Annotated in this window: 9 protein-coding genes and 1 pseudogene; 8 read left to right on the forward strand and 2 right to left on the reverse strand. The window is 70.4% G+C overall.

The genetic code is table 11. The features are described 5' to 3' along the window. On the reverse strand, positions 1–403 hold a 403-nt coding region (rnpA, locus tag CR938_RS12685; protein ID WP_162125362.1), incomplete at its 3' end, for a ribonuclease P protein component. A gap of 47 nt (positions 404–450) precedes the next feature. After that, entirely contained in the window at positions 451–591 is a 141-nt protein-coding gene (gene rpmH / locus CR938_RS12690) for a 50S ribosomal protein L34 (protein WP_019397383.1), read from the reverse strand. Positions 592–831: 240 nt separating this feature from the next. Here rpmH and dnaA point away from each other — a divergent pair, with 240 nt between their 5' ends. The 8 genes and pseudogenes from dnaA to CR938_RS12730 all read left to right on the forward strand — a co-directional run. Further along, positions 832–2,175: a chromosomal replication initiator protein DnaA gene (gene dnaA, locus CR938_RS12695; RefSeq protein ID WP_162125363.1), complete on the forward strand. Its 1,344-nt coding sequence runs from the start codon at positions 832–834 to the stop codon at positions 2,173–2,175. Positions 2,176–2,407: 232 nt separating this feature from the next. After that, positions 2,408–3,508 carry a DNA polymerase III subunit beta gene (gene dnaN, locus CR938_RS12700; protein ID WP_162125364.1) on the forward strand — a complete coding sequence of 367 codons (1,101 nt, stop codon included), beginning with the start codon at positions 2,408–2,410 and terminating at the stop codon, positions 3,506–3,508. A gap of 91 nt (positions 3,509–3,599) precedes the next feature. Further along, the gene (gene recF, locus CR938_RS12705) at positions 3,600–4,694 is read left to right on the forward strand and encodes a DNA replication/repair protein RecF (protein WP_162125365.1); all 1,095 of its coding nucleotides are present in this window, start codon (positions 3,600–3,602) and stop codon (positions 4,692–4,694) included. Between the two features lie 126 nt (positions 4,695–4,820). Then, positions 4,821–7,262 (forward strand): DNA topoisomerase (ATP-hydrolyzing) subunit B, encoded by a 2,442-nt coding sequence (gene gyrB, locus CR938_RS12710; RefSeq protein WP_162125366.1) that lies wholly within the window; start codon positions 4,821–4,823, stop codon positions 7,260–7,262. Continuing rightward, positions 7,255–8,052 carry a CPBP family intramembrane glutamic endopeptidase gene (locus tag CR938_RS12715; protein ID WP_162125367.1) on the forward strand — a complete coding sequence of 266 codons (798 nt, stop codon included), beginning with the start codon at positions 7,255–7,257 and terminating at the stop codon, positions 8,050–8,052. Before gyrB ends, CR938_RS12715 begins: the two co-directional genes overlap by 8 nt. 61 nt (positions 8,053–8,113) lie before the next feature. After that, positions 8,114–8,920 (forward strand): M48 family metallopeptidase, encoded by an 807-nt coding sequence (locus CR938_RS12720; RefSeq protein WP_162125368.1) that lies wholly within the window; start codon positions 8,114–8,116, stop codon positions 8,918–8,920. A 107-nt stretch (positions 8,921–9,027) separates the two neighbouring features. Continuing rightward, positions 9,028–10,194 carry a tetratricopeptide repeat protein gene (locus CR938_RS12725; protein ID WP_162125369.1) on the forward strand — a complete coding sequence of 389 codons (1,167 nt, stop codon included), beginning with the start codon at positions 9,028–9,030 and terminating at the stop codon, positions 10,192–10,194. A 129-nt stretch (positions 10,195–10,323) separates the two neighbouring features. Continuing rightward, positions 10,324–10,561 (forward strand): annotated as a pseudogene (locus tag CR938_RS12730) (energy transducer TonB); the annotation flags it as partial.

The following is a 10,561-nucleotide window of genomic DNA, read 5'->3' on the forward strand; positions in this document are numbered from 1 at the left end:
GGGAAACGGACGTGGGGGGCGCGGGCATTGTGCCGCCGGGGGGCGGTGCCGGCAATGCGCCGAGCTTGCGCAGCAGGCGCCGCAGCGAAGCCGCCAGCTCGGCGTGCCCGGCGCGCGCCGCGGCCGGGCGGGCGACGATCACATAGTCGCCGCCGGCCAGCTGCGGTCGCAGGTGGCGCACGTTCTCGCGCAGCACGCGCTTGATGCGGTTGCGGCCGACCGCGCGCGGATCGACCTTGCGCGACACCGCCAGGCCGAAGCGCGGGGGGGTTGCTGCCGGCAGCCAGTGCAGGCCGAGCAGGGCGTCGCCGGGGCGGCGACCGCCCTCGAACACGCGTGCATACTGCACGCGCGAACGGACCCGGGCGCTGCGAGGGAATCGCGCGCGCGGGTCCGGGGTCATGGCGGGAGGGGAGCGCCGCGGCCCCGCCGCGGGCGGGGCGAGCGTGCTCAGGCGCTCAGGCGCTTGCGGCCCTTGGCACGGCGACGGGCCAGGACCTTGCGACCGTCGGCGGTCTTCATGCGGGCACGGAAGCCGTGGTCGCGCTTGCGCTTGAGGTTGCTGGGCTGGAAGGTGCGCTTGGTGGCCATGGCGGCACTCGGTTAACTGGACTGAAAGAATCGGAAATTCTGGGGGATGGCGCCAGCCAGGTCAAGTCGGACCGGCATGCGGGCCCGCGCCCGGTGTCAACGGCCCTGTGGATGCCCTGTGGATGAACCTTGGGAAAAGCCGCCCCGGGTGGTAGGCTGGAACCGTCCGATTTCCGTCCCCCGCGCCCCGCCGCCGACGCCCTGCGTCGCGGCCGGCGCCCGATGAGCTTTGCCTTTCCGATGGATGCCTGGCCCCGCTGTCTGGAACGCCTCGAAGCCGAACTGCCGGCCGAGGACGTCCATACCTGGCTCAAACCCCTGCAGGCCGAGGAGCGCGCCGACGGTGTAGTGCTGTACGCGCCCAATGCCTTCATCGTCGAGCAGGTGCGCGACCGCTACTTGGCCCGGATCCGGGAGCTGGCGCAGCACTTCGCGGGCCATCCGAACGTGGCCCTGGAGATCGGCTCGCGGCCCAGGCCGGTCGAGCCGGGGCCGGCCGCCGCGCCGGTGGCCGGACCGGCCGCCCCGGCGGCACGGGCCAGCGCCCCGGCCGAGCCGTTCAACGGCAACCTGGACCCGCACTACACCTTCGACAACTTCGTCGAGGGCCGCTCCAACCAGCTGGGCCGGGCCGCGGCCTGGCAGGCGGCGCAGAGGCCGGGCGACCGCGCCCACAATCCGCTGCTGCTGTACGGTGGCACCGGCCTGGGCAAGACCCACCTGATGTTCGCCGCCGGCAACGAGATGCGGCGGCTCAATCCCAACGCGCGGGTGCTGTACCTGCGCTCGGAGCAGTTCTACAACGCCTTCTTCCGCTCGCTGCAGGAGAAGACCGCCGACCAGTTCAAGCGCCAGTTCCAGCAGATCGACGCACTGCTGATCGACGACATCCAGTTCTTCGCCGGCAAGGACCGCACCCAGGAGGAGTTCTTCCACACCTTCAACGCGCTGTTCGACAGCCGGCAGCAGATCATCATGACCTGCGACCGCTACCCGCGCGAGGTGGACGGCCTGGAGCCGCGGCTGAAGTCGCGCCTAGCCTGGGGCCTGTCGGTGGCCATCGACCCGCCGGACTTCGAGACCCGTGCGGCGATCGTGCTGGCCAAGGCGCGCGAGCGTGGCATCGAGGTCCCGGACGAGGTGGCCTTCCTGCTGGCCAAGAAGATGCGCTCCAACGTGCGCGACCTGGAGGGCGCGCTCAACACGCTGGCCGCGCGCGCCAACTTCACCGGCCGGGCCATCACCGTGGAGTTCGCCCAGGAGACCCTGCGCGACCTGCTGCGTGCCCAGCAGCAGGCCATCGGCATCGCCAACATCCAGAAGACGGTGGCCGACTACTACGGCCTGCAGGTCAAGGACCTGCTGTCCAAGCGCCGCACCCGCTCGCTGGCGCGGCCGCGGCAGATGGCCATGGCCCTGACCAAGGAACTGACCGAGCACTCGCTGCCCGAGATCGGCGACGCCTTCGCCGGCCGCGACCACACCACCGTGCTGCACGCCTGCCGGCAGATCAAGGCGCTGATGGAGACCGACGGCAAGCTGCGGGAGGACTGGGATAAGCTCATCCGCAAGCTCAGCGAATAACCGGTGTCCAAGGCCGGGATGGGCTGGGGATAACCCGGGGACAGATCGCAGGCCCCGATTTCATCCACAGCTTGTCCCACCTTGTCCGGAAACTTCCGCGCAGGCTTTGCCTTCGAAGGAAAACCCACAAAAACAAAGGCTTGGATGCGTTATCCACAAGTCCGGGCCGACTCCAGCACCACCGCTTTCCGATTTATTCCACATCTTTCAAAGCGTAGAGGCACGGACTTCCATGCGTTTCACCCTGCAACGCGAGGCCTTTCTCAAGCCCCTGGCCCAGGCGGTCAACGTGGTAGAACGCCGGCAGACGCTGCCCGTGCTGGCCAACTTCCTGGTCCAGGTCCAGAACGGGGTGCTGTCGCTGACCGGCACCGACCTGGAAGTGGAGATGATCGCGCGTGCCTCGGTCGAGGATGCCGAGGACGGCGAGACCACGATCCCGGCGCGCAAGCTGTTCGAGATCGTGCGCGCCCTGCCGGACGGCAGCCGGGTCACCGTGTCCCATTCCGGTGACAAGGTCTCGGTGCAGGCCGGCCGCAGCCGCTTCACCCTGGCCACGCTGCCGGCCAACGACTTCCCCTCGGTGGACGAGGTCGAGGCCAACGAGCGGATCAGCGTGCCGGAAGCCGCGCTCAAGGAGTTGATCGAGCGCACCGCTTTCGCCATGGCCCAGCAGGACGTGCGCTACTACCTCAACGGCCTGCTGTTCGACCTGCGCGAGCAGACCCTGCGCTGTGTGGCCACCGATGGCCACCGCCTGGCCCTGTGCGAGGCGCCGCTGGAACAGCCGGTCGTGGCCAAGCGCCAGATCATCGTCCCGCGCAAGGGCGTGATGGAACTGCAGCGCCTGCTGGAGGGCGGTGACCGGACCCTGGAGCTGGAGATAGGCCGCAGCCACATCCGGGTCAAGCGCGACGACGTCGGTTTCACCTCCAAGCTGATCGACGGTCGCTTCCCGGACTACGAGGCGGTGATCCCGATCGGCGCCGAGAAGGAAGTGAAGGTGGACCGCGAGGTGCTGCGCGCCGCCCTGCAGCGTGCGGCGATCCTGTCCAACGAGAAGTACCGGGGCGTGCGCATCGAGATCTCGCCGGGCCAGCTGCGCATCAACGCGCACAACCCGGAACAGGAGGAGGCGCAGGAGGAGGTCGAGGCCGATACCCGCGTGGACGGGCTGGCCATCGGCTTCAACGTCAACTACCTGCTGGACGCGCTGGGTGCGCTGCGCGACGAGCACGTGGTGCTGGCGCTGCGCGACGCCAACTCCTCGTCGCTGATCCGCGAGGCGGGCAGCGAGCGCTGCCGCCACGTGGTGATGCCGCTGCGGCTCTGACCCGGGTGGATCCGCAACCGACCATGTTCCACGTGGAACGCCACCGACGCCCGGCCCCGGCCGGGCGTCGTGCTGTCGGGGAGGGCACGCCATGCGCGTGACCCGCCTGGTCCTGCGCGACCTGCGCCGCTTCCAGGCGGCCGAGCTGGAGCCGGCGCCGGGCCTGAACCTGCTGACCGGGGCCAACGGTGCCGGCAAGACCAGCGTGCTGGAGGCCCTGCACCTGATGGCCTACGGCCGCAGCTTCCGCGGGCGGGTGCGCGATGGCCTGGTCCGCGACGGGGCCGAGGCCCTGGAAGTGTTCGTCGAGTGGGAACAGACCGATGCCGGCGGCGGCACCCGGCGCCGGCGCGGCGGCCTGCGCCACGGCGGCCAGGCCTGGACCGGGCGCCTGGACGGCGCGGACGTGGCCCACCTGGCCGAGTTGTGTGCCGCGTTGGCGGTGGTGACCTTCGAGCCGGGCAGCCACGCCCTCGTCAGCGGCGGCGCGGAACACCGCCGCCGCTACCTCGACTGGGGGTTGTTCCACGTGGAACCGGACTTCCTGCCGGTGTGGCGCCGCTACGCCCGGGCGCTGAAGCAGCGCAACGCCCTGCTCAAGTCCGGCGGCGGCCACGCGCAGCTGGAGGCCTGGGACCGCGAGCTGGCCGAGGCGGGGGAGGCGCTGTCCCTGCACCGCGAACGCTACCTGGGCGACCTGGCCGCGCGGGCGGTGGCGATCCTGGGCCGGCTGACCGACGGTCTCGCCCTGGCCGGGGTGGAGTTCCAGCCCGGCTGGCGCCGCCAGGAGCTGTCCCTGGCCGACGCGCTGTTGCTGGCCCGCCAGCGCGACCGGCTGGCCGGGCACACCTCGGTGGGCCCGCACCGGGCCGACTGGCGCCTGCTCCTGCCCGGGCTGCCCGGCCGCGAGGCGCTCTCCCGCGGCCAGGCCAAGCTGGCGGCACTGGCCATGCTGCTGGCCCAGGCCGAGGACTACGCCGCCCGCCAGGGGCAGTGGCCGGTGGTGGCTCTGGACGACCTGCCTTCGGAGCTGGATCGTACCCACCAGCGCCGGGTGCTGGACCACCTGCTGGCGCAGCCGGACGTGCAGCTGTTCGTCACCGCCACCGAACCGCCGCCGGCGGTGCTGGAAGCCGGGCTGGCGGCGCGCGTGTTCCACGTGGAACAGGGCCGCATCGGGCCCTGAATCCCCCTGCGCCCCCGCGCCCGGCGGGGTGGGGGTGCCGGCTGGTATAATCGACTGTCACCCCATGGCCATGGTGACCGCGTCCCCCGTCGGGCGCGCGGCACGGGCTCCGATCGCGGCGAAGGCATGAGCGAGCACATCCCGAGTTCCACCCCCGGCAACGATTCCTACGACTCCAGCAAGATCACCGTGCTGCGCGGCCTGGAGGCGGTGCGCAAACGGCCGGGCATGTACATCGGCGACGTGCACGATGGCACCGGCCTGCACCACATGGTGTTCGAGGTCGTGGACAACTCCGTGGACGAGGCCCTGGCCGGCTACGCCGACGAGATCGTGGTGCGGATCCTGCAGGACGGCTCGGTGTCGGTCACCGACAACGGCCGCGGCATCCCGGTGGACATCCACAAGGAGGAGGGGCGCTCGGCCGCCGAGGTGATCCTCACCGTGCTGCACGCCGGCGGCAAGTTCGACGACAACGCCTACAAGGTCTCCGGCGGCCTGCACGGCGTGGGCGTGTCGGTGGTCAATGCCCTGTCCGAGCACCTGTGGCTGGACATTTGGCGCGACGGCTACCACTGGCAGCAGGAGTATGCCCTGGGTGAGCCGCTGTACCCGCTGCGCCGCCTGGAGGCGTCCGAGCGCCGCGGCACCCAGCTGCGGTTCAAGCCGGCCGCCTCGATCTTCAGCGACGTGGAGTTCCACTACGAGGTGCTGGCGCGCCGCCTGCGCGAGCTCTCGTTCCTCAACTCCGGCGTCAAGATCACCCTGGTCGACGAGCGCGGCGAGGGCCGCCAGGACGTGTTCCAGTACGAAGGCGGCATCCGCAGCTTCGTCGAGCACCTGGCCCAGCTGAAGACCCCGCTGCACCCGAGCGTGATCTCGGTCAGCGGCGAATACAACGGCATCGTGGTGGAAGTCGCCCTGCAGTGGACCGACGCCTACCAGGAAACGATGTTCTGCTTCACCAACAACATCCCGCAGAAGGACGGCGGCACCCATCTGGCCGGCTTCCGCGCGGCGCTGACCCGCACCCTCAGCAACTACATCGAGCAGAACGGCCTGGCCAGGCAGGCCAAGATCAACCTCTCGGGCGACGACATGCGCGAGGGCCTGATCGCGGTGCTGTCGGTCAAGGTGCCCGACCCGAGCTTCTCCAGCCAGACCAAGGAGAAGCTGGTCAGCTCCGAGGTCAAGCCGGCGGTGGAGAACGTGTTCGGCGCGCGCCTGGAGGAGTTCTTGCAGGAGCACCCGCAGGAGGCCCGCGCCATCGCCGAGAAGGTGGTGGACGCGGCCCGCGCCCGCGAGGCCGCGCGCAAGGCGCGCGAGCTGACCCGCCGCAAGGGCGCGCTGGACATCGCCGGCCTGCCGGGCAAGCTGGCCGACTGCCAGGAAAAGGACCCTGCTCTTTCTGAACTGTTCATCGTTGAGGGTGACTCCGCCGGCGGCTCGGCCAAGCAGGGCCGCAACCGCCGCAACCAGGCGGTGCTGCCGTTGCGCGGCAAGATCCTCAACGTCGAGCGCGCCCGCTTCGACCGCATGCTCTCCTCGGCGGAGGTCGGCACCCTGATCACCGCGCTGGGCACCGGCATCGGCAAGGACGAGTACAACCCGGACAAGCTGCGGTACCACCGCATCATCATCATGACCGACGCGGACGTGGACGGCTCCCACATCCGCACCCTGCTGCTGACCTTCTTCTACCGGCAGATGCCGGAGCTGATCGAGCGCGGCCACGTCTACATCGGCCTGCCGCCGCTGTACAAGGTCAAGCAGGGCAAGACCGAGCTGTACCTGAAGGACGACGCGGCGCTGAACGCCTACCTGGCCAGCAGCGCGGTGGAGGGGGCGGCCCTGGTGCCGGCCGAGGGCGAGCCGCCGATCACCGGCGAGTTCCTGGAGAAGCTGCTGCTGGCCTACGCCGCCGCGCGCGAGGCCATCGCCCGCAACAGCCACCGCTTCGACCCGCACCTGCTCGAGGCGCTGATCGACTTCACCCCGCTGGACGCCGCACACCTGCAGAGCGAGGCGGGCGCCAAGGCCCTGGAGGCCCTGGAGGCGCGCCTGAACCGCGGCAGCCTGGGCAGCCCGCGCTTCTCGCTGAAGCTGGTGCCCGGCAGTGAGGGCCAGCCGGCGGCGCTGAACGTGGTGCGCCGGCACATGGGCGAGGAGCGCCAGTACCTGCTGCCGCTGTCGGTGTTCGAATCCGGCGAACTGCGCCCGCTGCACGAGGCGGCGGCGCTGCTGCACGGCCTGGTCCGCGAGGGCGCGCAGGTGGTCCGCGGCGGCCGCTCGCAGGTGGTGACCAGCTTCGCCCAGGCGCAGGCCTGGCTGATGGAGGAGGCCAAGAAGGGCCGCCAGATCCAGCGCTTCAAGGGCCTGGGCGAAATGAACCCCGAGCAGCTGTGGGAGACCACGGTCAACCCGGACACCCGCCGCCTGCTGCGCGTGCGCATCGAGGACGCGGTGGCCGCCGACCAGATCTTCAGCACGCTGATGGGCGACGTGGTCGAACCGCGCCGCGAGTTCATCGAGAACAACGCGCTCAAGGTCGCCAACCTGGATGTCTGACGCCGCTCCGGGGCTGCCGCCGGCGATGCCGGCGACCGGTCCGGCCGCGGCGCCGCGGCCGGTGGGACCGCTGCTGGCCGGCTTTGTCCTGGACTGGGCGGTGGCCATGGTCCTGCTGGTGGTGGTCTCGGCCGGGGTGGCCACGGCCTGGATGGTGGCCCGCACCCTGGCCGGCGTGGCCCCGACCGGCGAGCTGGATCCGATGGGCCAGCTGCTGGCGGCCATGGCCGGGGTGCTGGTGCCCGCGCTGGCCCTGTACTTCTGGCGCCGCCGCGCCGACGCCGGCGAGTGCCTGCGTTCGCGCCAGGCGGCCGCGCGGCCGCGCACCTGGCTGCTGAGCCTGCTGGTCGGCGCCGGCTGCTTCGGTTTCGCCACCGGCTTCTCGGCGCTGGCCTCGGCGCTGGGCCTGGAGCCGGTGCCCAGCAACCTGAGCGTGGTCGAGGCCGGCTGGCAGCGCTGGCCGGTGTTCCTGGTCCTGTTCGCGGTGCTGCTGGCGCCGGCCTACGAGGAACTGCTGTTCCGGCGCGTGCTGTTCGGTCGCTTCCTCGCCGGCGGCCGGCCCTGGCTGGGCCTGCTGCTCAGCAGCCTGGCCTTCGCCCTGGTGCACGAGCCGCCCGGCCTGACCGCCAACGGTCTGGCCGGGATGCTGCAGCTGTGGCTGGTCTACGGCGTGCTCGGCGCGGCCTTCGCCTGGGTGTACTGGCGCACCGGCACCCTGTGGGCGGCGCTGGCGGCGCATGCGCTGAACAACGCGCTGGCGCTGGGCTCGTTCCTGGCGGGGGCCGCTTGACGAAAAGTTAAGCCCGTCGCGACGAAACTCGTATACCCCGATCCGGGAACGGACCGACCCTATGAAACCCTGGATGCTGGCGGCGGCCATCGCGATGCTGGTGGCGGCCTGTGCCACGGCCACCTCGCCGACCGGTCGCAAGCAGTACCTGTCGTACTCGGACGACCAGCTCAACCAGATGGGTGCGCAGGCCTTCACCCAGATGAAGGCCAAGCAGACCGTCGCCACCGACGCCGGACAGAACGCCTATGTGCAGTGCGTGGTCCGCGCGCTGGTGCCGCACCTGCCGGAGGAGTGGCGGGGCCTGCAGTGGGAGACGGCGGTGTTCGTGGACGACGAGCCCAACGCCTTCGCCCTGCCCGGCGGCAAGGTCGGCGTGAACAGCGGCATGTTCAAGGTCGCGAAGAACCAGGACCAGCTGGCGGCGGTGATCGGCCACGAGATCGGGCACGTGTACGCGCGCCATTCCAACGAGCGCATCACCCGGCAGAGCATGGCCTCCACCGGCCTGGCGGTGGTCGGTGCGCTGGCCGGCAGCCGCTACGGCCAGTCCGGTGCCGACCTGGTCACCCAGGGCGGCAGCATGGTGGCGCAGCTGGGCCTGCTGCTGCCGTTCTCGCGCGTGCAGGAGACCGAGGCCGACGAGATCGGCCAGCGCCTGATGGCCGAGGCCGGCTTCGACCCGGCCGAGGCGGTGGCGCTGTGGCAGAACATGATCGCCACCAGCGCCGGCCGCAGCCCCGAGTGGCTGTCCACCCACCCCGATCCGCAGAACCGCATCCGTGCGCTGCAGCAGCGCGTTCCCGCGCTGCAGGCGGTACGCGACGCGGCCCGACAGGCGGGTCGGATACCGCGGTGCAGCAACTGACGCCCTGCCGAACCAACCGTTTCCGTATGGTGGCCGGTTCTGATAGCGTTGCCGGTCCGATTCCTGACGCCGTGGCCGGAAGACCGGCCCGACAAGAGGTGAGCCCGATGAAATTCCGCAAGCAAGCCGTCCTGTCCCTGTTCATCGCCGCCGCGCTCGGTGGCGTGGTAGTGACGGACGCCACCGCGCAGACGCGCTCCAGCGGCCGGAAGGCGGAGAAGGCGCAGGTGATGTTCCCCGAGGCCACGCGCCAGGAGCCGGGGGTCAAGGCATCGGCCAAGCTCGGCCGCAAGCTGCAGAAGCTGATCGACGTCTACAACAAGGACGACCACGAGCAGACCCGCGCCCTGGCCGACGAGATCCTGGCCACCGACGGGGCGAACGAGTACGACAAGTCGCTGGCCGCGCAGCTGGCCTCGCAGGCCGCCTACAGCCTCGACGACACCGCCGCCGCCAAGGACTACCTGCGGCAGGCGCTGGAGTTCAACGGCCTGGACAACAACGGCCACTACCAGTCGATGCTGATGCTGGCCCAGCTGCAGCTGGCCGACGACGAGCTGCAGGAAGGCCTGGCCACCCTGGACCGCTACCTGGCCGAGACCAGGTCGACCCGTCCGGAGGATCTGGTGATCAAGGGCCAGGCCCTGTACCAGATGGAGCGCTACCAGGAGGCCATCGCCCCGCTGAAGCAGGCGGTGGAATCCACGCCCGAGCCGCGCGACACCTGGGTGCAGCTGCTGATGGCCACCTACGCCGAGGCCGGCCAGAGCGCCGAGGCGATCCGCCTGGCCGAGCAGCTGGCGGCCAAGAACCCGGACGACAAGAAGGCGCAGACCAACCTGGCCACCGTCTACGCCCAGGCCGACCAGATGGACAAGGCTGCGGCCGTGCTGGAGAAGCTGCGCGCCGCCGGCCAGCTGACCGAGGAGCGCGAGTACCGCCAGCTCTACGTCACCTACGCCAACATGGACGGCCACGAGAAGGACGTCATCGAGGTGATCAACGACGGCCTGCAGAAGGGCATCCTCAAGCCCGACCACCAGACCTACCTGGCGCTGGCCCAGTCCTACTACTACAGCGACCAGATCCCGCAGGCCATCGAGAACTGGCAGAAGGCCGCCCCGCTGTCCAAGGACGGCGAGACCTACCTGAACCTGGCCCGCGTGCTGTGGCAGGAAGGCCGCATCCCCGAGGCCAAGCAGGCCGCCCAGCAGGCCCTGGCCAAGGGCGTGCGCAACCCGGAGGACGCCCGCAAGATCCTCAACCTGAAGTGAACAAAGTAATGGGCCGCGCCCTAGGCACAGGGCGGCGGTATTGTTATATGCTTGGCGGTTCATGCGGTGTTTACCGCGCGAACCGGGAACCCGCATCGGGCTCCAACCCCCCCAAAGAGCCACTGGCGCATGTCTGAACAACTGGTCGTCCACAGGAAATACGAAGAAGCCGAGGACAGCGGACTCAGCTGGCCGCGCATCATCGGCATCGCGTTCGTCATCGCGTTGCACCTGGCGGCCCTGATGCTGCTGCTGATCCCCGCCGTCGCGCCAAAGGCGGAGGTGGAGCAGGAACGCACCATCCTGGTCACGCTGGTAGACGCCCCGCCGCCGCCGCCGCCCTGCCTTTCGCCGAAACCGCGCCGCA

The organism is Pseudoxanthomonas taiwanensis, from assembly GCF_010093135.1.
Lineage (GTDB): Bacteria > Pseudomonadota > Gammaproteobacteria > Xanthomonadales > Xanthomonadaceae > Pseudoxanthomonas > Pseudoxanthomonas taiwanensis.